The 23,499-nt window shown below is 63.8% G+C and carries 17 protein-coding genes; 10 read left to right on the forward strand and 7 right to left on the reverse strand.

Features of this window, described 5'->3' with window-relative positions:
* Positions 1 to 8: 8 nt before the first annotated feature.
* The 3 genes from pmtA to dnaK all read right to left on the reverse strand — a co-directional run bounded on the left by pmtA (position 9) and on the right by dnaK (position 3,990).
* Entirely contained in the window at positions 9 to 614 is a 606-nt protein-coding gene (gene pmtA / locus NKH91_RS27645) for a phospholipid N-methyltransferase PmtA (RefSeq protein WP_352481404.1), read from the reverse strand.
* Positions 615 to 730: 116 nt separating this feature from the next.
* Complete coding sequence (dnaJ, locus tag NKH91_RS27650; RefSeq protein WP_023679852.1) at positions 731 to 1,861, reverse strand: molecular chaperone DnaJ; 1,131 nt, start codon at positions 1,859 to 1,861, stop codon at positions 731 to 733.
* A gap of 212 nt (positions 1,862 to 2,073) precedes the next feature.
* On the reverse strand, positions 2,074 to 3,990 hold the full coding sequence (dnaK, locus tag NKH91_RS27655; protein ID WP_023718912.1) for a molecular chaperone DnaK: 1,917 nt from the start codon (positions 3,988 to 3,990) through the stop codon (positions 2,074 to 2,076).
* A gap of 321 nt (positions 3,991 to 4,311) precedes the next feature.
* On the opposite strand from dnaK, the gene NKH91_RS27660 reads away from it, so the two are divergent.
* The 4 genes from NKH91_RS27660 to NKH91_RS27675 all read left to right on the forward strand — a co-directional run bounded on the left by NKH91_RS27660 (position 4,312) and on the right by NKH91_RS27675 (position 12,860).
* On the forward strand, positions 4,312 to 6,519 hold the full coding sequence (locus NKH91_RS27660; RefSeq protein ID WP_502899036.1) for a hypothetical protein: 2,208 nt from the start codon (positions 4,312 to 4,314) through the stop codon (positions 6,517 to 6,519).
* A gap of 10 nt (positions 6,520 to 6,529) precedes the next feature.
* Positions 6,530 to 10,390 (forward strand): DUF7929 domain-containing protein, encoded by a 3,861-nt coding sequence (locus NKH91_RS27665; RefSeq protein ID WP_352848325.1) that lies wholly within the window; start codon positions 6,530 to 6,532, stop codon positions 10,388 to 10,390.
* 231 nt (positions 10,391 to 10,621) lie between these two features.
* On the forward strand, positions 10,622 to 11,296 hold the full coding sequence (gene rpe, locus NKH91_RS27670) for a ribulose-phosphate 3-epimerase (RefSeq protein WP_352848327.1): 675 nt from the start codon (positions 10,622 to 10,624) through the stop codon (positions 11,294 to 11,296).
* A gap of 40 nt (positions 11,297 to 11,336) precedes the next feature.
* Positions 11,337 to 12,860 carry a malonate--CoA ligase gene (locus tag NKH91_RS27675; protein ID WP_352848329.1) on the forward strand — a complete coding sequence of 508 codons (1,524 nt, stop codon included), beginning with the start codon at positions 11,337 to 11,339 and terminating at the stop codon, positions 12,858 to 12,860.
* A 2-nt stretch (positions 12,861 to 12,862) separates the two neighbouring features.
* On the opposite strand, the gene nagA is transcribed toward NKH91_RS27675, so the two are convergent.
* From nagA to NKH91_RS27695, 4 genes are read right to left on the reverse strand one after another with little or no spacing between them, the layout of a single operon-like run.
* Positions 12,863 to 14,035 carry an N-acetylglucosamine-6-phosphate deacetylase gene (gene nagA / locus NKH91_RS27680; protein ID WP_352848331.1) on the reverse strand — a complete coding sequence of 391 codons (1,173 nt, stop codon included), beginning with the start codon at positions 14,033 to 14,035 and terminating at the stop codon, positions 12,863 to 12,865.
* On the reverse strand, positions 14,032 to 15,063 hold the full coding sequence (locus tag NKH91_RS27685) for an SIS domain-containing protein (protein ID WP_352848334.1): 1,032 nt from the start codon (positions 15,061 to 15,063) through the stop codon (positions 14,032 to 14,034). The genes nagA and NKH91_RS27685 overlap by 4 nt, the downstream gene beginning before the upstream one ends.
* Positions 15,060 to 15,842 carry a GntR family transcriptional regulator gene (locus NKH91_RS27690; protein ID WP_352848336.1) on the reverse strand — a complete coding sequence of 261 codons (783 nt, stop codon included), beginning with the start codon at positions 15,840 to 15,842 and terminating at the stop codon, positions 15,060 to 15,062. Before NKH91_RS27690 ends, NKH91_RS27685 begins: the two co-directional genes overlap by 4 nt.
* Entirely contained in the window at positions 15,839 to 16,720 is an 882-nt protein-coding gene (locus NKH91_RS27695; protein ID WP_023718919.1) for a glucosamine kinase nucleotide-binding domain-containing protein, read from the reverse strand. Before NKH91_RS27695 ends, NKH91_RS27690 begins: the two co-directional genes overlap by 4 nt.
* Before the next feature lie 199 nt (positions 16,721 to 16,919).
* Between NKH91_RS27695 and NKH91_RS27700 the strand changes: the two genes are divergently transcribed.
* The 6 genes from NKH91_RS27700 (at position 16,920) to NKH91_RS27725 (ending at position 23,227) form a co-directional block, all read left to right on the forward strand.
* Positions 16,920 to 17,879, forward strand: coding sequence for an N-acetylmuramic acid 6-phosphate etherase (locus NKH91_RS27700; protein WP_023718920.1), 960 nt, complete (start codon positions 16,920 to 16,922; stop codon positions 17,877 to 17,879).
* Positions 17,880 to 17,881: 2 nt separating this feature from the next.
* The gene (locus tag NKH91_RS27705; protein WP_023718921.1) at positions 17,882 to 19,141 is read left to right on the forward strand and encodes an ABC transporter substrate-binding protein; all 1,260 of its coding nucleotides are present in this window, start codon (positions 17,882 to 17,884) and stop codon (positions 19,139 to 19,141) included.
* A 238-nt stretch (positions 19,142 to 19,379) separates the two neighbouring features.
* Positions 19,380 to 20,303, forward strand: coding sequence for a carbohydrate ABC transporter permease (locus NKH91_RS27710; protein WP_023718922.1), 924 nt, complete (start codon positions 19,380 to 19,382; stop codon positions 20,301 to 20,303).
* A 12-nt stretch (positions 20,304 to 20,315) separates the two neighbouring features.
* Positions 20,316 to 21,155 carry a carbohydrate ABC transporter permease gene (locus tag NKH91_RS27715; RefSeq protein WP_023718923.1) on the forward strand — a complete coding sequence of 280 codons (840 nt, stop codon included), beginning with the start codon at positions 20,316 to 20,318 and terminating at the stop codon, positions 21,153 to 21,155.
* A complete protein-coding gene (locus NKH91_RS27720; RefSeq protein WP_023718924.1) occupies positions 21,152 to 22,213 on the forward strand; it encodes a Gfo/Idh/MocA family protein in 1,062 nt (353 codons plus the stop codon). The genes NKH91_RS27715 and NKH91_RS27720 overlap by 4 nt, the downstream gene beginning before the upstream one ends.
* Positions 22,214 to 22,228: 15 nt before the next feature.
* Positions 22,229 to 23,227 (forward strand): ABC transporter ATP-binding protein, encoded by a 999-nt coding sequence (locus tag NKH91_RS27725; protein ID WP_352481413.1) that lies wholly within the window; start codon positions 22,229 to 22,231, stop codon positions 23,225 to 23,227.
* Positions 23,228 to 23,499 lie beyond the last annotated feature (272 nt).

Consider the following 23,499-nt stretch of genomic DNA (forward strand, 5'->3'; position numbering starts at 1 on the left):
GCTGCAATTCAGGCGGCCCCGCGTCGGTAGATCCAAAGCTGCGTCGGCGGAATGTTGCGGATGACGAAATGGAAATGCTCGACCGTATAGTCGCCGCGGCCCGGCGGGATCGGCGACAGCGGCCCGTAAGTCAGCTGCACGATCGGCCGGCCCGCCGGGATGCGGTCGAGCAGGCTCTCGACATAGGCGATGCGCTGGGCGACCGGGAAGTTGAGCAGCGGCACGCCCGATATCACCGAATCGAAGACCAGATCGCGCTTGTCACCGAGCGTCGCGTCGAGATTGAAGGCGTCGCCCTCGATGACGTTGACGCCTGGATAAAGCTGGCGCAGATGGCGCACGAAATCAGTGGAATATTCGACCGCGTAGAGATTTTCAGGCTTTATGCCCTGAGCGAGGATGGCGCGCGTGATGACGCCTGTGCCAGGCCCGACCTCGAGCACCGGCAGGCCGGATTTCGGATTGACGATCGAGGCCATCTTGCGCGCGGTGATGGAACTGGTCGGGACGATCGAACCGACCGCCTTCGGCTTGTCGATCCAGCCCTTGAAGAACTTCAGTTCGTCGTCGAACTTTTCCGCCAGCGTCTTTCGCAGTCCGGGACTACGCGTCATCGAAAGTCCTCCTCAACGCTCCCTCGCATGCTACTTAGCAGCTACGAGGTGCAAGACAAGGCGAATCCCCGGATAAGGTGTTGATGACGCTCGGGAAGCGTTTCCAGGGATCAGCTTCAATGCTCGCCGAACGTTTCGAAAAAGTCCTTCATGCGGGCGAAAAATCCGCTCGACTGGGGCGAATTGTCCTTTGAGGAAAGCTGCTCGAATTCCTCCAGCAATTCGCGCTGGCGGCGCGAAAGGTTCTGCGGCGTCTCGACCACGGTCTGGATGTAGAGGTCGCCGATATTGGGCTGGCGCAGCACCGGCATGCCCTTGCCCTTGAGGCGGAACTGGCGGCCGTTCTGGGTGCCTTCCGGCACCTTCACCTTCGTCTGGGTGCCGTCCAATGTCGTCACCTCGAACGAGCCGCCAAGTGCTGCCGTCGTCATCGAGATCGGCACCTTGCAATAAAGATCGGCGCCGTCGCGCTGGAAGAACTCGTGCGGCTTGACTGCGAGGAAGATGTAGAGATCGCCCGATGGGCCGCCGCGCAGGCCTGCCTCGCCCTCATTGGCAAGCCGGATGCGGGTGCCGTCCTCGATCCCGGCAGGGATGTTGACCGACAGCGAGCGCTCCTCGGTGACGCGGCCCTGGCCGGCGCATTTCGGACATGGATCCTTGATGGTCTGGCCGCGCCCCTGGCATTGCGGGCAGGTGCGCTCGATCGAGAAGAACCCTTGCGTGGCGCGCACCTTGCCGTGGCCGTTGCACATCGAGCAGGTGACGGGCTGGGTGCCGGGCTTGGCGCCGCTGCCCGAGCATTCCGAGCAGGAGATCGATGCCGGCACGCGGATCTGCGCGGTCTTGCCGGAAAATGCCTCTTCCAGCGTGATTTCCATATTATAGCGCAGGTCGGCGCCGCGCTCGCGACCGCCGGACGAGCGACGCTGGCGCCCGCCCATCATGTCGCCGAAAATGTCCTCGAAAATGTCGGCGAAGCCGCCGGCGCCAAAGCCTTGCGCCCCGCCATTCATGCCGCCGTGCTCGAAGGCGGCGTGGCCGAAGCGATCGTAGGCGGCGCGCTTCTGCGGGTCCTTCAGCGTTTCGTAGGCTTCGTTGATTTCCTTGAATTTGTGCTCGCAGGCATGGTCGCCTGGGTTGCGGTCGGGATGGAACTGCATGGCCAGCTTGCGGAAAGCGCTCTTGAGCTCCTTCTCGTCGGCGCCTTTTTGCACGCCCAGCGTTTCGTAAAAATCAGCTTTCATGTTTTCCCGCAGTCCGGATAGTCAACGTCTTGAAGTATCGTTGCGTCGTTTGCCGGCACGCTGTTCCGATTTAGGTGTGATGGAGCCGGGATGCCAGTGTCTACGAGGCTTTGTCCGCATTTTTTCGGGTAGCTCGGCGTTTTTCCGGCAAAGGGTTGCAAAAAAGCCCGGCTGTGCGCCGGGCTTTTTGCTTACCTGTACCGTCAGGCGGTTCAGGCCGACTTCTTCTTCTCGTCGTCTTCGTCGATTTCCTCGAAATCGGCATCGACCACATCGCTGTCCTTGGCGGCATCAGCCTTGGCGTCGGCCTCGGCGGCTTCCTTCTGCGAAGCCTCGTACATCGCCTGGCCGAGCTTCATCGAGACTTCGGCGAGCGTCTGCGTCTTGGCCTCGATCTCGGTCACATCATCGCCTTCGGCAGCGGTCTTCAACGCCGCGATCGCATCGGCAATCGCCGTGCGGTCGGTCTCCGAGACCTTATCGCCATAGTCCTTCAGCGACTTCTCCGAGGAATGCACCAGAGCCTCGGCCTGGTTGCGGGCCTCGACCAGTGCGCGACGTTTCTTGTCGACTTCGGCATTGGCCTCGGCATCCTTGACCATCTTCTCGATGTCAGCGTCCGAAAGGCCGCCAGACGCCTGGATGCGGATCTGGTGCTCCTTGCCGGTGCCCTTGTCCTTGGCCGAAACGTTGACGATGCCGTTCGCGTCGATGTCGAACGTGACCTCGATCTGCGGCACGCCACGCGGCGCAGGCGGGATGCCGACCAGGTCGAACTGGCCGAGCGCCTTGTTGTCGGCGGCCATTTCACGCTCACCCTGGAAGACGCGGATGGTCACCGCCGACTGCGAATCCTCAGCCGTCGAGAACACCTGGCTCTTCTTCGTCGGAATCGTCGTGTTGCGCTCGATCAGCCGCGTGAATACGCCGCCCAGCGTCTCGATGCCGAGCGACAGCGGCGTCACGTCGAGCAACAGCACGTCCTTGACGTCGCCCTGCAGCACGCCGGCCTGGATGGCAGCGCCAAGTGCGACGACCTCATCCGGGTTGACGCCCTTGTGCGGTTCCTTGCCGAAGAACTGCTTCACGATCTCCTGTATCTTGGGCATACGGGTCATGCCGCCGACCAGAACGACCTCGTCGATCTCAGCGGCCTTGAGGCCGGCATCCTTGAGCGCCGCCTTGCAGGGCTCGATGGTGCGCTGGACGAGATCTTCGACAAGGCTCTCGAACTTCGCACGCGTCAGCTTTAGCGTCAGGTGCTTGGGGCCGCTGGCATCGGCGGTGATGAAGGGCAGGTTGATCTCGGTCTGCGTGGTGGACGACAGCTCGATCTTGGCCTTTTCAGCCGCTTCCTTGAGGCGCTGCAGGGCGAGCTTGTCGTTCCGCAGGTCGATACCCTGTTCCTTCTTGAACTCGGCCGCCAGATATTCGACCAAACGCATGTCGAAATCCTCGCCGCCGAGGAAGGTGTCGCCATTGGTCGACTTCACTTCGAACACGCCGTCGCCGATTTCGAGCACCGAAATGTCGAACGTGCCGCCGCCAAGGTCATAGACGGCAATCGTCTTGCCTTCCTTCTTGTCCAAGCCATAGGCAAGTGCTGCCGCCGTCGGCTCGTTGATGATGCGCAGCACTTCCAAGCCGGCGATCTTGCCTGCATCCTTGGTGGCTTGGCGCTGGGCGTCGTTGAAATAGGCCGGAACGGTAATGACCGCCTTCTCGACCTTTTCGCCGAGATAGGCTTCCGCCGTTTCCTTCATCTTCTGCAGGATCATCGCCGAGATCTGGCTGGGCGACTGGTTCTTGCCGCCGGCCTCGACCCAGGCATCGCCATTGTCGCCCTTGACGATCTTGTAGGGGACAAGCTTCTTGTCCTTCTCCGTCACCGGATCGTCATAGCGGCGGCCGATCAGGCGCTTGACCGCGAAAATGGTGTTTTCAGGATTGGTGACCGCCTGGCGCTTGGCCGGCTGGCCGACGAGGCGCTCGCCGTCGCTGTTGATGGCGACGATCGAAGGGGTCGTGCGCGCGCCTTCCGCATTCTCGATGACCTTGGATTCCTTGCCGTCCATGATGGCGACACAGGAGTTGGTTGTTCCCAGATCGATACCGATTACTTTTGCCATTTCTCTAATCTCTCCGCTAAGCAGGCTCTCAGGACCCGTACAGGCGTTCCGACGAAAGCCCCTGTTCACAAGAAATTCCGCTCCGGCAACCGGCATTCGGCGCTGGACGGCTTGGCGCGTATATAAGAACAGGCTGCGTGGCGCGCAAGCATTCTGCGCAAGGCGTTCACCATTCATCGCGGTTGATCGGATTCGGGACCGGCAGGCCCGTATTTTCCGGCCGTGATCCAGCCGGCCCGGCCCCGGTCCATGAACCTTTCCGCCTCACCTCGCGACTGACGCTCAGGTGCCGCGTGGTGCGGCCCCGGAAAGGAAAGCCCCATGACCACAGATCCAGAGGCTCGATGGTCTCCGGGAACAGCAGGAACTCAGCGCGACAGTCGCCTTCGGGACCGGGTCGATGCGCTGGGCTTTCCGCTGGTTCCGTTGACCCTGCGCGGACGCCGGCGTATCATGACGGTGAGGAAAGCAGACAATTCGATCAGGGATGAACGTGCCGGAACGCCGCGCCTTGCCCTGATTTGCGCGCCGAGACCGGATGTTTCTCCCATGACCTGTGGGGGGAGATCCATGTCTTGCGACCATGGCGCGTCCGTGCGCTCTCGTGCCGGCCATTTGCGCCGCGCAATCCAGGCTGCCAGCGGATTATCGGCCTTGGCACTCGCCGCTGGGCTCTGGCTCGGCGGCTCGGCACAGGCCCAGGAAACCCAGATCATCTATCCCGGCTCGATGGCAGTGACCGGATTCTCTGGCACCATCATCCCCAATTTCGAGGAAGGCCTGCCGCCGGGCGTCGATCCGGTCGACGAGACCTTCATCGACACGGCGCGCGCAACCTTGCGCGTCTTCGACGTTTCAAGGCTGGGCGGGCCGGCGTCTGGCCAATTGGTCTTCACCCCGCCACCCTTCGAGGTCACGGCCGAGCAAATCGGCCAGGTGTTCGGCATCACTTATGACGACGGCGTGCGCGACGGCGTTCCCTCGGCCATTCCAAACCTCTATGCCGGCGCCACCTCGCTGCACGGCATCCGCGTCGTCACACCAGACGGCGACGCCGACGGCCGGCCGGAGCGGCAGCGCCGCGGCACGGCTGACGCGGTCTTCATGGACGGCCAGTTCGGCACCGAAAACGGCGGCGGCCCCGGAACGATCTGGAAGATCGATGGCATCACCGGCGCCGTCTCGAAATTCGCCGATATCGACGCCAATAGCGGTCCCGGCATCGGCGACGTCACTTTCGACAATATCCACCGCCAGTTCTTCGCCAGCGATCTCGACACCGGCCTTATCCACCGCATCGACGCCAATGGCGCGCTAGTCGACACGTTCGACCACGGCGTCGCCGGCCGCCCGGCGCACGGGCTGCCCCCAGTCGCCGACGACGGCTCGGTGATGGACATCCAGGGTGCTGCCTTCGACAGCGAGGACCCCGATAGCTGGGGCTACACACAGGACGAGCGCCGCGTCTGGTCGGTCGCCTATCGTGGCGGCCGGCTCTATTACTCGGTCGGGGAAAAGGCGGAGATCTGGTCGGTGGGCATTGCCGGCGACGGCAGCTTCGGCGACCCGCGCTGGGAGCTGACCGTCAAGGCCGACAAGGATTACGCGGTCACCGACATCGCCTTTGACAACAAGGGCTTCATGTATCTGGCTCAGCGCGGCCCGGTGGAAAACCGCTACGACTACAGCCAGTTCGCCGATTCCGGCAAGGGTGAGGTCATCCGCTACTGGCGCGAAAATCCGGACGATCCGGCAACGGAATCGGTCTGGGTGGAAGTGCCGCAGGAATATGCGGTCGGCTTCCCGCAAGACAACCGGCAGTCGGCCGGCGGCCTCGACCTGCAATATGGCTACGATTCCGAAGGCAATCTCGATACCGGCATCTGCACCGACACGCTGGTCGATACCGGCGACAAGTTGCGCGACAACCCGGCGCTCGCCGAACAGCTCGCAGCCGGGGGGCCGCTTGCCGTGCACGGCGTGCAGATCACGCCGACGGCGCTGGTCAGGCCGGCCAACGTGCCGCCTTTCGGCTCGTGGTTCGTCGATTTCGACACTTATTTCGAAGACCCGGAAGTGGAAGGCCATGTCGGCGACGTCGAGGTCTGGCGCCCCTGCGAAGGCCGTGCCGGCTATTACGAGCAGGTGCCGGGCGGCTATCTGCCACCGTTCTATCCGCCGGACTTCCCGCCCCCCGGCAATCTGCCTCCTTGCCTTGATGTCGAGGATGTCGAGTATTTCTGCACGCCCTCCGGCCTCGAGGCCGATCTCTATCTTCATGACCATACCGGCTTCGGCGGCGATTCGATCAAGGCTCTGTCCAGGACGCCTGGCGTCGGGGTGACTTCGCCCCTGTCGCATGCGCCCGGCGCGCCATTCACGATCGGTATCACCGGCCATTATCCTGGCGACAGGGTCGATGTCGGGCTCTGCTTCTACAGGCAGTCCGACCGCGACAAGGGTGGCTACTACCCTTGCTGCAAGATGACCTTGCCGCTCAGAACCCCAGCCGTCAGCTGCGAACCGTGAGAAGGGGAAGATGAGCAATCTTGCACAGTCCCCGCTTGCGACGAGCAGCCAATCAACCGGCAAACAATCATTCGTCATGGAGACCATCATGAAACCCCTGTCACTCGCCAGGCGCGGCGCGCGCTGGCTGATGGCGGCCGGTATCGCGGTCGCCATGCTGAGCCCGCTGCAAGGCTTCGCTGAAGACCTTGCTCCGGCCAAGGCCAAGCCTGCCGATGCAGGCACTGTCATTCCAGATCCCAAGCTCGATTTCGACAATCCTCGCATCGTCAACCCGGAGCCGGGCCGGATCGTGCCCTTCTTCACCAAGAAAGGCGGCCAGAGAGGCTGCGACTATGTCGTATACTCGCTGAGCTTTGGCTTGCGCGGCAATCCGCAGGGTTTTGCCGGCCCGGGCCTCGCGGCCATGCTGAAAAAGGTCAGGCTCGACTTCAGGGACCAACTCCCGCACGGCCTGCGGATTGTCGGCGTGCATGTGACCGGCGACGGCACCGACGCATCCGGCGGACCGCTGCCCGGCGCTGCGATCAGCAGCTCGGCTGGCCCGGACGATACGGCGACGGTGTCCGATTTCCGGATTTCCGCCAGCGACCTCGACGGCATCGGCGCTGCGAACGAGCGCGCCATCACCTTCCAGATCACCGCCAAGATCGACCATGCGGCGTTTCCGTCGCCGGCAATCGTCGATAACCAGGGGCTGATCAAGGTGAGCCGCGGCGACCGCGGTGCTGGCGTCGAAATTCCGTCGCAGGACCCGGGCAAGCCGGACGACGGCAACTATCTCACGGGTGCAAAGACGTCGGTCAAGATCGACGTCACCGAGTGCAACCCACCGCCTCCACCTCCTGGCAATCGTGAATGCTTCAAGGTGGAGCGAGGCACGGTCGATTGCGTGCCCGGCGGCGGCGCCTTCATCTACCATATGCCGGTCGGCCCAGAGATGGCTGGCAAATGGGTGCAGCTTTCGACGACGACACCCGGCATCACCATCATTCCCGACACCCAATTGGTGCCGGCCGGCGGCGGTGTGCTCAACTGGAAGATCGTCGGTGCTTCACCCGGCGACGTTATCCACATCATCGTCACCGGTATCGAAACCTATGCCGGCCCGAAGGAGGGCTGGGGCCTGTGCTGCACGCAGACCGTCGACATCGTCATCCCGCGTGACCAGAGGTGCCCGCCGAAGGACAAGGAACCGGATCTGAAAGTCGAAAAGCGTGCCGACGTGCAACGTTGCACGATGGCGGGCGGCTGCGACTTCACCATCAGGGTCACCAATGTCGGCGATGCGCCCTACCACGGCAAGATCGTGCTCGACGAAGTCACCCTGCCGGCCGGCTCCACCCTCGATTCAGGGCCGAACCCGCCTTGGGTCTGCGCGCCTGGAATCACCCCGATGATTTGCACTCATCCGGTGACCACGCTCAATCCGGGCGCCTCAGTCGACCTCAAGCTTGGCTTCAAGCCGGCCGCAGGCTGGCAAGGCAGCGTTTTGCGCAACTGCGCCACCTACAATTACGGCGTCAGCGGCAAGCCGCTTTTCGGCAGCCAGCAAAACGACCGCGGCTGTGCGTCGATCCCGGTCTGCCGCCGTGGCGATCGTGGCCGCGACTGCCGGCCACCGGTGGAGAAGAAGGTCGACCTGATCCTGAAGAAGCGCGCCCGCACCGAATTCTGTTCGGCCGATGGCGTCTGCACCTTCGTGATCGACATCATCAACAATGGCAGCGTCCTCTATAACGGGCCGCTGACGGTCGTCGATACCTATCCGGGCGGCGCGCCGGCATCCTCGACCTTCGGCCCGACTCCGCCATGGACGTGCGGACCGAACGGTTCCGGCAAGTTCCGCTGCGACAATCCCGGCATCGCGCTTATGCCGGGCGCCTCGACGCCGATCTTCGTCAGGGCGGTGATGCCGGCCAACTTCCGGCCCGATACCGTCGAGAACTGCGCCGAGGTGAAGGCCATTCCCGGTGAGAACGACATCACCAACAACAGGGCCTGCGCCAAGGAACGCATCCGTCATCCGAATGGCGGGCAGCCGGCCATGCGCATCACCAAGGTGTGCAATGGCTCGCTGGCCGGTGCTGCGGTCGTTTCCTGCCGCATTACCGTCATCAGCCTCGGCGCCACTGCCCCGACCGGTCCGGTGCGGGTCAACGATGCCGCGACGGTGATAGCCGGTGGAGCGCAGGTCCAGATCCAGACCGTCACCCCAGACGGTGCGGAATGGGCTTGCGGACCGGTTCCGGCCAATTCGCTGTCGTGCCGGATTCCCGGCGCCGTTATGACGCCTGGAACCAGCCGCCATTTCGACGTGACGGTTGCTGCGAACGGCGAATTCGAGAACTGCGCACGCGGCTCCTACGGCCCGGCTCCGGGAGACGATATCGTCTATCCGATCGGCCAGGCCTGCGCCAAGGGCGGCGGTGCCTCGACCATCCGGGTCGAGAAGACCGGCGACGCCGAGTGCAAGCCCGGCCAGCCCTGCTCGTTCGAGATCACCATCACGAACGATGGGACGAGCGCCTTCTCCGGTCCGGTTCGCATCGGCGATGCGATCGGCGTCGAAGGCCTCGGGCGGCTGGAAGGCGTTGCGATCACCTCGATCGATCCGCCCTTCGGCTGCTCGCCGGAGCCGGCAACCTTGCCTCTGTCCTGCATCGCCCAACTGACGCTCGGCGCCGGGGAAAGCCATGTGCACAATGTGACCGTGATCATTCCCGACGATGGCCGTCTGACCAATCTGCAGGGCACTGTCAACGGCCAGAACTGCGTCGGCGTGCTGTCTCCGAACACGTCGGTGCAAGGCGGTGGCGACGTGTTGTCTCGTGGTGCCGCCAATGTGCAGGGCGATCGCGGCAAGGCCTATGCCTGCCATCCCTTCATCATCACGCATGAGGTGAAGAAGGAATGCTCGCAAGGCTTTGTCATGAACGACGCCGGCAACTGCGTCTGCCCGCCAGGCACGACCTTCCGTAACGGCCAATGCTCATCCGGCGGCGGCACGGTCATCGTGCCGAAGCCAAAACCTTGCGTTCTCCTCAAAGGCCAGATCCGTACCGAGGACGGACGCTGCGTCTGCCCGCGCGGGACCGAGCTGGAGAACGGCGCTTGCGTGGGCAACAAGCCGCAGCCCGAGCAATGCACCATTCGTGGTCAGATCCACAACGCCAACGGCGAGTGCGTCTGCCCGCGGGGCACGGAAGTCAGGGGTAATGTCTGCCGGCCAATCCAGCCAAAGCCCGAGGAGTGTACCATTCGTGGCCAGAGCCACAACGCCGCTGGCGATTGCGTCTGCCCGAGAGGTACGGAAGTCAGGGGCAATGCCTGCCGGCCAATCCAGCCAAAGCCCGAACAGTGCACCATTCGGGGCCAGATCCATAACGCCGCTGGCGATTGCATCTGCCCGAGGGGTACGGAAGTCAGGGGCAATGCCTGCCGGCCAATTCGGCCGCAGCCCAAGCAGTGCACGATCCGTGGTCAGATCCACGACGCCAACGGCGATTGCGTCTGCCCCCGGGGCACGGAAGCGCAAGGCAATGCCTGCAGGCGCAAGAAGCCTGTTGTGGTGGAGTGCCCGATACCTGGCCAGATCTACAACAAGCGCGGCGCCTGCGTCTGTCCGCGTGGGACAGAGCTGCGCGACGGCGCCTGCCGCAACCCACGGCTGGAATGTGCACCGGGCGCGCGGCCGATCAATGGCCAGTGCCAGCCGATCATCAAGCGGCGCTGCCCTGTCGGAACGGTCGGACGATATCCGGACTGCGTCCCGGTCCGCAGGAAATCGACGCTTGAGCCGAACCTGCTGCTGAATCCGAATGTTCCTCAGCAGGTCGTGCCAAGGCGCAAGCCGCAGCCGGAGCAATAGGATACGGCGCGGGAAATCCAGAACTTCAAACAGTGACCGTCCTCGTCACCCAATACCCCGCCGGAGCGATCCGGCGGGGTTTTTCTTCAGCGGGCAGATGAGAAGGCAGCGCAAACCTGAAGCCGCTGCATCGGCTGAAGGACAAACCGGCTTCCACTTTCCGGACTCATGGTCTAGGCAGTCGATACAGACAGAGGGTCCGCAAACCGGGGCGTACGGGAAGGCCGCATCATGAGCAAAAAAACCCTGATCGCGCCATCGGTGCTGGCGTCGGATTTCTCGAAGCTCGGCGATGAGGTCGAGGCGGTGGTGGCGGCCGGCGCCGACTGGATCCATCTCGACGTCATGGACGGGCATTTCGTCCCTAACATCACCTTTGGCCCGCCGGTGATCAAGGCGATCCGCAACCGCACCAAGGCGTTTTTCGACTGCCATCTGATGATCGCGCCGGCCGATCCGTATCTGGAGGCCTTCGCCGAAGCCGGCTGCGACGGCGTCACGGTGCACGCCGAAGCCGGGCCGCATCTCGACCGCTCGCTGCAGACGATCAAAAACCTTGGCAAGAAGGCCGGCGTGTCGCTCAACCCGGCGACACCGGAAACGATGATAGAATACGTGCTCGACCGGCTTGATCTGGTCCTGATCATGACCGTCAATCCGGGGTTCGGCGGCCAGGCTTTCATTCCAGCGATCGTCGACAAGGTGAAGCGGGTGAAGGCGCTGATCGGCAACCGGCCGATCCGGATCGAGATCGACGGCGGCATTTCGCCTGAAACTGCGCCCTTGGTCACCGCGGCCGGCGCCAGCGTGCTGGTAGCCGGCGCGGCCATCTTCAAGGGCGGCAGCGTCGAGGCCTACCGGGCAAACATCGAGGCAATCAGGGCGGCGGCGGACAAGGCCGGCTGACCGCCGCCGTCCGGCCGGAAACAGCCGCTCGGGGGGACTTATGAGCAACCATCTGTTCGATGCTTTCCGTGCCCGGATGCCCGCGCCCGAACGCCTTTTGATGGAGACAGAGGATGGGCGCTCGATCAGCTATGGCGAGACGCTGGCGCGCTCCGCTCAACTGGCGCATGCGCTGTCGCAGCTGGGCGTCGAAGCCGGCGACCGCGTCGCCGTTCAGGTCGAGAAGAGCCCGGAGGCCATTTTCCTTTATCTCGCCTGCCTGCGTGCCGGCGCGATCTTCCTGCCGCTCAATACCGCCTATACGCTGACCGAGCTCGACTATTTCTTCAGGGATGCCGAGCCGCGACTGGTCGTCTGCGACCCGGCGCGAGCGGGCGAGATCGGCGCTTTGGCGCAGACCTCGGGCGCTGCGGTCGCGACACTCGGCAGCAAGGGCGAGGGTTCGTTGACTGATCGAGCCTCTGAGGCGGCCGTGGACTTCCACGATGTGGCGCGCGGACCGGACGACCTTGCCGCGATCCTCTACACGTCCGGCACCACCGGCCGTTCGAAAGGCGCCATGCTCAGCCACGAAAACCTCGCCTCGAATGCGCGGGTGCTGGTCGACCTCTGGCGCTTCACTGCCGCAGACGTGCTGATTCACGCGCTGCCGGTTTTCCACACGCATGGCCTTTTCGTCGCCACCAATGTCGTCCTGATGGCCGGCGCCTCGATGCTGTTCGAAACCAAATTCGACCCGACCCGCATCGTCTCGCTACTGCCGCGCGCCACCGCGCTGATGGGCGTGCCGACCTTCTACGTCCGCCTGCTGCAGCAGGACGGTTTGAACCGGCAAGCGGCGAAAAACATCCGGGTGTTCATTTCCGGCTCGGCACCGCTTTTGGCCGAGACGCACAGAGCGTGGCGCGAGCGCACCGGCCACGCCATCCTCGAGCGCTACGGCATGACCGAGACCAACATGAACACGTCGAACCCGTACGAGGGCGAGCGGCGTGCCGGCACGGTCGGCTTCCCTTTGCCCGGCGTCTGCCTGCGCATCTCCGATCCCGATGGCGGCGAAACACTTGCCCGGGGCGAGGTCGGCATGATCGAGGTCAAGGGCCCGAACGTCTTTTGCGGCTACTGGCGCATGCCGGAAAAGACCAGGGCGGAATTCCGCGACGACGGCTCCTTCATCACCGGCGATCTCGGGCTGATCGATGCCGACGGCTATGTCCACATCGTCGGCCGCGGCAAGGACCTGATCATTTCCGGCGGCTACAATATCTATCCAAAGGAAGTGGAGAGCGAGATCGACGCTCTTGCCGGTGTTGCCGAAAGCGCTGTCATCGGCGTTGTCCATCCGGATTTCGGCGAGGGTGTCACGGCGATCGTGGTGAGGGCGCCGGGCTCGACGATCAGCGCCGCCGCGATCATCGAGGCCATCGCTGGGCACCTCGCCAGGTACAAGCATCCGAAACAGGTGATCTTCGTCGACGAACTGCCGCGCAACACGATGGGCAAGGTGCAGAAGAACCTGCTGCGCGAAGCCTACAAAGACCTCTATACGTCCAAAGCCGGCTAACCCTAACAAGCAGGGCTGGCTGCAAAAACCCTGGCGCCGTCGATCCAGACGCTTTTCATGTCCAGATCGTCCGACAACGAAACGATGTTGGCGGCGGTTCCCTTGGCGAAGCGCCCGAGCCGGTGCGACTGGCCGATCGCCTGCGCCGGATAGAGCGAGGCCATGCGCAAGGCTTCGTCGAGGTCGAGACCGACCACGCGATGCACGAAGCGCACCGCGGAAATCATGTCGAGATCCGCGCCCGCCAGCGTGCCGTCGGCAAGTGTCAGCCTGCCATCCTTGCGGTGGATGGTGCGACCGTTCAGCGTGAACGAGGTCATGTCGGTGCCGATCGTCGCCATGGCGTCGGTGACGAGCAGGATCTTGCCCGGCCCCTGCTTGGCGCGCAAGGCGATGGCCATGGTGGCCGGATCGACATGGATACCGTCGGCGATGATGCCGGCATAGAATGTGCCGGTATCGATTGCCGCGCCCGCCAGCCCCGGCTCGCGATTGCCGATCTGGCTCATCGCGTTGAAAAGATGGGTGACCACCGTTGCGCCGGCCTCGGAAAAGGTGCGGGCCGTGGCATAGTCGGTATCGGAATGGCCGATGCTGACGATGACGCCGGCATTGCTGAGCGCCGATACCTGGTCGGGCTCGACGGATTCGGGCGCCACCGTAGTCAGCAGCACCGGCAGGTTTTTCCGCGTCGCGATCAGCATCGCCTGGTCGGGATCTAGCATCGGCCGGATCAAGGCCGGGTCATGTGCGCCCTTGCGGGCGATCGACAGATGCGGGCCTTCGAGATGCAGGCCTAGGAAGCCCGGCACCTTCCGTTGTGCGGCCTCTGCTCCGGCGGCAACCGCCGCGGCGGTGATCTCGGACGTGTCGGTGATCAGCGTCGGCAATAGCGCCGTCGTGCCGAAGGGCGCGTGCGCCCGGCAGATGGTCTCGATCGAGGGGACGTCGGGATGGTCGTTGAGCATGACGCCGCCACCGCCATTGACCTGCAAATCCACGAAACCCGGAACCAGCATACCGCCGCCGGTCTCGATAGGCGCAACACCGGATGGGACGGCGCCGGCGGCAACGATGGCCTCGACGAGGCCGTCGCGCACGACAAGCGCCGCATTGTCGTGCCAGTCATCGCCATCGAATATCCGGGCGCCGGTCAGCGCAAAGCGATCGCTCATAGCGTTTCCGTCACCTTGCGCAGATTGGGCGGCGTGTCTGGGTCGAGGCCGCGATGGCGGGCAAAAGCCTCGACGAAACCATAGAACGACACGATCGGTGTCAGCGGGTCGGTCAGCGGATGACCGGTGGCGACATGCGGCAGAGGCTGCGCCTTCTTTGCCTTGTCCGAAGTCACAAAGACAGCGGCGCCCTTGCCGGCCAGGCTGTCGGCGGCCTCGGCGACGGATGGTTCGGACGCATCGCGGGCAGCCAGCGCCAGCACTGGGAAGCCGGGACCGACTAGCGCCAGCGGGCCGTGCATGACTTCGGCGGCACTATAGGCTTCCGCATGCATGGCGCAGGTTTCCTTGAATTTCAGCGCCGCCTCGTTGGCGATCGCCGCCGACGGGCCCCGGCCAAGGATGAACAGCGAGTTCGGCGTCTCGAGTGCCCCGGCCAGCGCCATCCAGTCGCAAGCGATCGCCTTCCGAAAATGCTCCGGCAAGCGGGCAAGTGCTGCCAGAAGTTTGTCGTCGCCGGTGCAATGCGCCATCAGAGCGAGCCCTGCGACCGCCGAATTGACGAAGGTCTTCGTCGCTGCGACGCTGCGCTCCGGTCCGGCAAGGATGTCGATCGCGTAGTCCGAAGCCCGCGCGAGCGGCGAATCGGCGGTGTTGGTGATGGCGACGGTCAGCGAACCGCCGGCCCGCGCCGCTCGCGCCATCGCAACGATGTCCGGGCTCTTGCCCGACTGCGAGATCGCCAGGCAGGCCGAGCCGCCCAGCTTCAGCTTGGCGCCATAGATCGAGGCGATCGACGGGCCGACCGATGCGACCGCCAGCCCGGCGGTCAGCTCCACGGCATATTTCATGAAGGTCGCGGCATGGTCGGACGAGCCGCGCGCCACTGTGACGATGAAATTCGGATCGCGCTCGCGAATGCCGCGCCCGGCTTCCGTCAGCACCGCGGCCGAGCCGTCGAGCAGGCGGGCGGTGGCCTCGGGGATCTCCTCGATCTCGCGCCGCATATGGGTCATTGTTGCGGTCATGGCCTGCCCTCTTCGCCCGGCCCGCTCAGCCGGAGTTCGGCGACAAAATCATAAGCGTCGCCCCTGTAGATGGAGCGGGTGAACTCGATCACCTTGCCGCTCGCCAGATAGGAGATACGCTCGATGTGCAGGCCGGCAATGCCCGGCGGCACTTCCAGCAGATGCGCGTCGCCATCGCCGAGATTGGTGGCGGAAATGCGCTGCACCGCCCGCACCGGCCTGTTGCCGGTCTTTTCCAGCGCCGCGTAGAGCGACGAACCGATCGCCGCCGGATCGGGCAGCACGCTTGTCGATAGTGAGGCGCGCTCGATCGCCAGCGGCGTGTCGTTGGCAATGCGCAGGCGCGCGACGCGCGCCACCAATTCGTTCGACGCCAGGCCGAGCACCATCATCTCGTCGGGCGATGGCGGATAGAGGCCGCGGTCGAGCCAGGCCGAACGCACCGCCATGCCGCGCCGTGCCATGTCCTCGGTAAACGAGGTCAGCATCGACAGGGACTGCTCGACGCGCTCCATGCGCGGCGAAACGAAGGTGCCGGAACCATGACGCTGGACGAGGATGCCGCCCTTGACCAGGTCCTGCACCGCCTTGCGCACGGTGACGCGCGAAATATCGGCCTTGCTGGCGATGTCGCGCTCGGAAGGCAGCGCATCGCCCGGTCCGATCAGCCCGCGTTTGACGGCGTCCTCGATGCTTTTCCTCAGCTGCAGATAGAGTGGCGCGCCACTCTGCGACGATTGTCTCAGCGCCGCGAAAATCTGGTCGGCGGCGTCGCTCATCGCGCCGCCTCCGCCGCCTTCGTAAAAATCCGAACCGCCATCTGAACCGCGCCGCCCAGCGCGTCGTCGAGCGGCGGCTTCAGCAGCGCCCGGTAGCGCGCCGACAGGCGCGGCGCGTAAAGCGGCGCCAGGCCGCCGAGCAGGCAAAGCGGATCGTCGCCACCAAGGTCGAGCACGCCAAGTGCTGCCTCGACATCGGCCACCGCCTTGTCGAGGATCCAGATAGCGACGACGTCGCCTTTTTCGGCATGTTCGAACACCTTGGGTGCGAAGCCGCCGAAATCGCCGGGCTTGGCATTGGTGGTGAATTCGACCACATCCTCGGGATTGTTGCGGAAGATGGCGAGCATGGCCTGCGTCAGTGGCGATCCTTCGCGGATGCCGTCATAGGCGAGCAGCGTCTGCTCGAGCAGGTCGCGGCCGATGCGGGCGCCGCTGCCCTGGTCGCCGACCTGGAACCCCCAGCCGCCGATGGCACGCGATCGGCCGTTCTTGCGCGCCATATAGGCGGTGCCGGTGCCGAGTATGGCCATGGCGCCGTCACCAGAGCCGACCGCGCCTTCCAGCGCGATCTCGGCGTCGGTCTCGACACGGCTGATGCGGAACGGCAAGATCGCTTCGAGCTGCTGCCTGTAGGTGCCGACATTGGCGCCGGCTAGGCCGAGAATGGCCGGAGTTTGCGGGATCAGTCCGGGATCTCTGCCCGCGGCGACAAAGGCCTGCTGCGCCGCGTCGACGATGTTGGCCCTGGCGCCGGTGAGATCGGTTCGGATGTTGGCGGCGCCGCTTTTGGCGCGGCCGAGGACGCTGCCATCGGCCGTCGCAAGGGCCGCCCTGCAGCTGGTGCCGCCGCCATCGATGCCGAGCACGAATTTCACGCGATTTCTCCTCCAGACGGATAATACCAATAAAATACCAATAGCCAAGGATTAATTTCCGTTTCAAACAAGTTAAGGCGTAGTTTGTTGGAAAATCAGCTGATTTCGTCCGCAAGCCTGCGCCACCGCAAGGATTTGATTAATGCGTGTGGACAAGTGGTATTTTTTTGGTATGGTTTTCTCGATTGGAGGAAAGCGGATGGCCGAAACGCGCACCGAAGCGCTTCACCACAATGCCGAGGGACTGGATATCCAGGCCCCGGAAGCCGTCCTTTCCTCTTTGGCCAACGCGCAGATCGAGGCCGCCAAGGCCGTTCACGGCGCCATTCCTGCCATTGCCGCGGCAGCCGAAATCATCGCAAGCAGACTGAAAAGCGGCGGCAAGCTCGCCTATGCGGCCGCCGGCAGCTCGGGCCTGATGGCATTGGCCGATGCGCTGGAGCTGCCGGGCACTTTCGGCATCCAGCGCGACCGTATCGCCATCCTGATCGCTGGCGGCGACGAAGCTTTCAAGACACTGGCCGGCGGGCCGGAGGATGACACTGACGAAGCTTCGGCAGCGGTCGCCGCCGCCGGCGTTGGCAAGGGCGACTGCCTGATCGCCGTCTCGGCCAGCGGCTCGACGCCTTATGCTGTCAGGGCGATCGAGGATGCCAGGCGCCGCGGCGCGGCGACCATTGCTGTCGCCAACAACGGGGATGCGCTGCTGCTGCGGCTGGCCGACATCGCCATCCTGCTCGAAACGCCGCCCGAGCTGATTGCCGGCTCGACGCGCATGGGCGCCGGCACCGCCCAGAAGATCGCACTCAACATGCTGTCGACGCTGGCAGCCATCCATCTCGGCCATGTCCATGATGGCTACATGGTCAACCTCACGGCCGACAACATCAAGCTGCGCGACCGCGCCGCACGCATCGTTGCCGCCGTCAGCGGGCGCGACAAGGACGAGGCGGCGCGCCTGCTCGATAAGAGCGGCGGCGTCGTCAAGACCGCTATTCTGCTCGCCGCCGGCGCCGCCAGCGCCGATGCGGCCGAGAAGATACTGGAAGGGACCGGCCACAAGCTGCGGCCAGCCCTTTCCGCGATCGAGGGGAGCAAGGGGCGCAATGCCTCCGTTCTCATCAAAACCGAACCTGAAAAAGGTCAACAGGGAGACTGAGCATGACAACGAAGCTACTGACGGCACTTCTTCTCGGCACCAGCATTCTCGGCACCGCCGGGGTGGCTTATGCCGACGACGTAACGCTCAACATCGAAAGCTGGCGCGGCGACGACCTTGCCATCTGGAAGGACAAGCTGATCCCGGCTTTCGAGGCCAAGAACCCCGGCATCAAGGTGGTGTTCGCACCGTCGGCGCCGACCGAATATGACGCCGCCCTCGGCGCCAAGCTCGCCGCCGGCTCGGCCGGCGACCTGATCACCTGCCGCCCGTTCGACAAATCGCTGGAACTCTTCAAGAAGGGCAATCTCGCCGATATCTCGACGCTGCCCGGCATGGAGAACTTCTCCGATGTTGCCAAGGCCGCCTGGCAGACCGACGACGGCAAGTCGAGCTTCTGCGTGCCGATGGCCTCGGTCATCCATGGCTTCATCTACAACAAGGACGCCTTCGACAAGCTCGGCATCAAGGTGCCGACGACCAATGAGGAGTTCTACGCTGCGCTCGACAAGATCAAGGCCGACGGCACCTACATCCCGATGGCGATGGGCACCAAGGATCTCTGGGAAGCCGCGACCATGGGCTACCAGAACATCGGCCCGAATTACTGGAAGGGCGAGGAAGGCCGCCTGGCGCTGATCAAGGGCGAGCAGAAGCTGACCGATCCGCAGTGGGTCGAGCCCTACAAGGAACTGGCCAAGTGGAAGGACTATCTCGGCGACGGCTTCGAGGCGCAGACCTATCCGGACAGCCAGAACCTGTTCACGCTCGGCCGCGCCGCCATCTACCCGGCCGGCTCGTGGGAAATTGGCCTGTTCAACACGCAGGCGCAATTCAAGATGGGCGCCTTCCCGCCGCCGGTGCAGAAGGCCGGCGACACCTGCTACATCTCCGACCACACCGATATCGGCATGGGCCTCAATGCGGCCTCGAAGAACGCGGATGCGGCCAAGACCTTCCTGTCCTGGGTGGCCTCGCCGGATTTCGCTACCATCTACGCCAACGCGCTGCCCGGCTTCTTCAGCCTGAACAACACGCCGGTGAAGATGGAAGACCCGCTGGCCCAGGAATTCGTCTCTTGGCGCGGCAAGTGCAAGTCGACGATCCGCTCGACCTACCAGATCCTGTCGCGCGGCACGCCGAACCTCGAAAACGAGACGTGGGTTGAATCGGCCAACGTCATCAACGGCACCGACACGCCGGAAGCTGCCGCCAAGAAGCTGCAGGACGGCCTCGACAGCTGGTACAAGCCGGCGAAGTAAGGCGCGGCGAAGCGATATCTCCCCCCTCGAAGGGGAGATGTCGCCAAAGGCGACAGAGGAGGTCGGTCGAGGCAGGCGGCAGCTTGATCGTTGCTGGAAAGCGCGGTCGAACGACGATGGCGCGCTGCCTCGGCCGACCCCACCCGCCTCGCTTCGCGAGGCACCCTCCCCTCGAGGGGAGGGAGGCGCCGTGGCTTTTGACGGCAATAGCAAGACCTGATCGGCGGGGACCGAACGCATGGCCGCAGCACCGAAAAGACCGTTCCGCTGGCATATCGGCGTTTTCCTGGCACCGGCGTTGCTGGTCTACACGGCGATCATGATCTTGCCGCTGGCCGGCACGCTGCAGCTGTCGCTGTTCCGCAACATCAACCAGTCGCAGGTGTTCGTCGGACTGGAAAATTTCCGCATGCTGTTCGGTGATCCCAACTGGTCGGTCAATTTCTGGAACGCGCTGCGGAACAATGTCTGGTTCTTCATCATCCACATGCTGGTGCAGAACCCGATCGGCGTCCTTTTGGCAGCACTTCTGTCCAGCCCCCGATTGCGGTTTTCCGCCTTCTACCGCACGGCAATCTTCGTGCCGACGATCCTGTCCTTCGTCATCGTCGGCTTCGCCTGGAAGCTGATACTGTCGCCGCTATGGGGCGTGGCGCCGCATATGATGGACCTTGTCGGCCTGAAAAGCCTGTTCACGCCCTGGCTCGGCAAGGCGCAATATGCACTGACCGCGCTCAGCCTGATCTCAGTGTGGCAGTTCGTCGGCATCCCGATGATGCTGATCTATGCGGCACTGCTGTCCATCCCCGAAGAGGTGATCGAGGCCGCCGAATGCGACGGCATCACCGGCATGGCGCAATTCTGGAAGATCAAGCTGCCGCTCATCCTGCCGTCGATCGGCATTATCTCGATCCTGACCTTTGTCGGCAATTTCAACGCTTTCGACCTGATCTACACGGCGCAAGGCGCCTTGGCCGGGCCGAACTATTCGACCGATATCCTCGGCACCTTCCTCTACCGCGCCTTCTTCGGTTTCCAGCTGCAGGTCGGCGACCCCAATATGGGCGCGGCGATCGCCACGATGATGTTCCTGATCATCCTCGGCGGCGTCTGCGTCTACCTATTCCTCGTGCAGACGCGCTTGCGTCGCTACCAGTTTTAGGGGAGCGTGACCATGAGCACCGCAACCCGTTCGCTGCCCCGCACCATCGGCGCGCATGCGATCCTTCTGACCTACACCGCGATCGCGCTGTTTCCGGTGATCCTCGTGATCATGAATTCGTTCAAATCACGTGCCGGTATCTTCGGCGCGCCGCTGACGCCGCCGACGCCAGGGACCTTCGACTTGATCGGCTACACCACGGTGATCGGCCAGGGCGACTTCATCCACTATTTCCAGAATAGCCTTGTCGTCACCGTCGCCTCGCTGTTCTTCGTGCTTCTGTTCGGCGCCATGGCGGCTTTCGCGCTGTCGGAATACCGCTTCCGCGGCAATTCGCTGATGGGGCTTTACCTGGCGCTCGGCATCATGATCCCGATCCGCCTCGGCACCGTCGCCATCCTGCAGCTGATGGTGGCGAGCGGGCTGGTCAACACGCTGACGGCGCTGATCCTGGTCTACACGGCGCAAGGCCTGCCGCTCGCCGTCTTCATCCTGTCGGAATTCATGAAGCAAGTCTCCGACGATCTGAAGAATGCCGGCAGGATCGACGGCCTGTCCGAATACACCATCTTCTTCCGGCTGGTGCTGCCGCTTGTGCGGCCATCGATGGCGACGGTCGCGGTCTTCACCATGATCCCGATCTGGAACGACCTGTGGTTCCCGCTGATCCTGGCGCCGTCGGAGGAGACCAAGACGGTGACGCTCGGCGCGCAGCTGTTCCTCGGCCAGTTTGTCACCAACTGGAACGCCATTCTGGCCGCACTGTCGCTGGCGATCATGCCGGTGCTGATCCTCTACGTCATCTTCTCGCGGCAGCTGATCCGCGGCATCACTTCGGGAGCGGTCAAGTGAGTTCGCAAACACCCCTTCGCGTCGTCGTCGCCGGGCTCGGCAATATGGGGCGCAGCCATGCGCTGGCCTATCACACCAACCCGGGCTTCCAGATTACCGCACTGGTCAACCGCTCGGATGTGCCGCTGCCGGAAGGGCTTTCGAGCTATGGCATCCGGCGTTCATTCGACGAGGCGCTGCGTGACGAACGGCCTGACGTCGCCTGCATCGCCACCTATTCCGACAGCCATGCCGATTATGCGGTCAAGGCATTCGAGGCTGGCTGCCACGTCTTTGTCGAAAAGCCGCTGGCAACGACGGTCGCGGACGCAGAACGCGTCGTAGCCGCGGCCAAGGCCAACGGCAAGAAACTGGTGATCGGCTACATCCTGCGCCACCACCCGTCCTGGATCAGGCTGATCGCCGAGGCGCGGAAGCTCGGCGGCCCTTACGTATTCCGCATGAATCTCAACCAGCAATCCTCCGGACACAGCTGGGAGACGCACAAGCAGCTGATGCAAACGACGTCGCCGATCGTCGACTGCGGCGTGCATTATCTCGACGTGATGCTGCAGATCACCGACGCCAGGCCGGTCGAGGTGCGCGGTATGGGGCTGCGGCTGAGCGACGAGATTGCGCCCACGATGTACAATTACGGCCACCTGCAGGTGCTGTTCGACGACGGTTCGGTCGGCTGGTACGAGGCCGGCTGGGGGCCGATGATTTCGGAGACGGCTTTCTTCGTCAAAGACGTGATCTCGCCCAACGGCTGCGTGTCGATCGTCATGAAGGAGGGCGTCAGGTCCGACGACATCGACACCCACACCAAGACCTCGACCATCCGCCTGCACAGTGCTGCAACCGGCGCGGATGGCAAGTTCGCCAAGCCGGACGAGATGCTGTCGATGGAAGGCGAGCCCGGCCATCAGGACCTCTGCGACCTCGAACAGGCGTTTGTGCTGAAGGCGATCCGCGAGGATCTCGATCTTGGCCGCCACATGGACGACGCGGTGAAGTCGCTCGCCGTCTGCCTTGCCGCCGACGAGAGCGTGCGCAGCGGCCTCGCCGTGAAACTCTAGAACAGGGACTAAGCCGTGGGCTCGCTGAACATCGAGAACGTGAAAAAGGCCTTTGGGCCGGTCGAGGTGCTGAAGGGCATCAACCTCGAGGTGACGGATGGCGAGTTCGTCGTCTTCGTCGGCCCCTCCGGCTGCGGAAAGTCGACGCTGCTCAGGGTCATTGCCGGGCTGGAGGACTCGACCTCGGGCCGCGTGGTGATCGACGGGGCGGACGTTTCCGCAACGCCGCCGGCCAAGCGCGGCATCGCCATGGTGTTCCAGACCTACGCGCTCTACCCGCATCTGACGGTGAAGAACAATATGGGCCTCGGCCTCAAGCAGGCGGGCACGCCGGCGGCCGAGATCGACCGCCGCATCGGCATCGCCTCGTCGATGCTGTCGCTGGAGCCCTACCTCGAAAGGCGCCCGGCCGAATTGTCCGGCGGCCAGCGTCAACGCGTCGCCATCGGCCGCGCCGTGGTGCGCGAACCCAAGCTTTTTCTGTTCGACGAGCCGCTGTCCAACCTCGATGCCGCACTGCGCGTCAACACCAGGCTGGAGATCGCGCAGCTGCACCGCCGGCTGAAGGCGACGATGATCTATGTCACCCACGACCAGGTCGAGGCGATGACGCTGGCCGACAAGATTGTGGTCCTCAACGCGGGAAAGATCGAGCAGATCGGCGGCCCGATGGAGCTCTACAATTCGCCGGCTAACGAATTCGTCGCCGGCTTCATCGGCTCACCGAAGATGAATTTCGTCGACGGCGCCAGGCTTGGCGAAACGGCAAAGACCATCGGCGTCCGGCCCGAACATTTGACCGTCGATCCCAAATCCGGCGCCTGGAAAGGCACGGTCGTGCATGCCGAACATCTTGGCGCCGACACCAACCTCTATCTCGACTGCGAGAAGGCCGGCTTGATCACCGTGCGCATTTTTGGCGTCTACAATGCCGAACCCGGCACCACGCTCTATGCGACGCCGGATCCGGTAAAGACCTATCGGTTTGGAGCGGATGGCAAGGTGATGAAGTAGCGCCCCTCTTCCTTCTCCCCTTGCGGGAGAAGGTGGCCGAGCGAAGCTCGGTCAGATGAGAGGTGCTAGACGGAATGAGGCGTTGGAGTTCCTTCCAACACCCCTCAACCGTCTCGGCGCTGCGCGCCGATCCACCTTCTCCCACAAGGAGGCCTTTGCACAGAATCGGATTGGTGATTCTGTGGCATGGTCGCTACGGGAGATTCGCGGATGGTTGATCGTGTGCTTGGTCAATTGAGCTTGGCGGACGGCCTTGCGGTGTCGGATGAGAC

The organism is Mesorhizobium sp. M0894 (assembly GCF_040319725.1).
Lineage (GTDB): Bacteria > Pseudomonadota > Alphaproteobacteria > Rhizobiales > Rhizobiaceae > Mesorhizobium.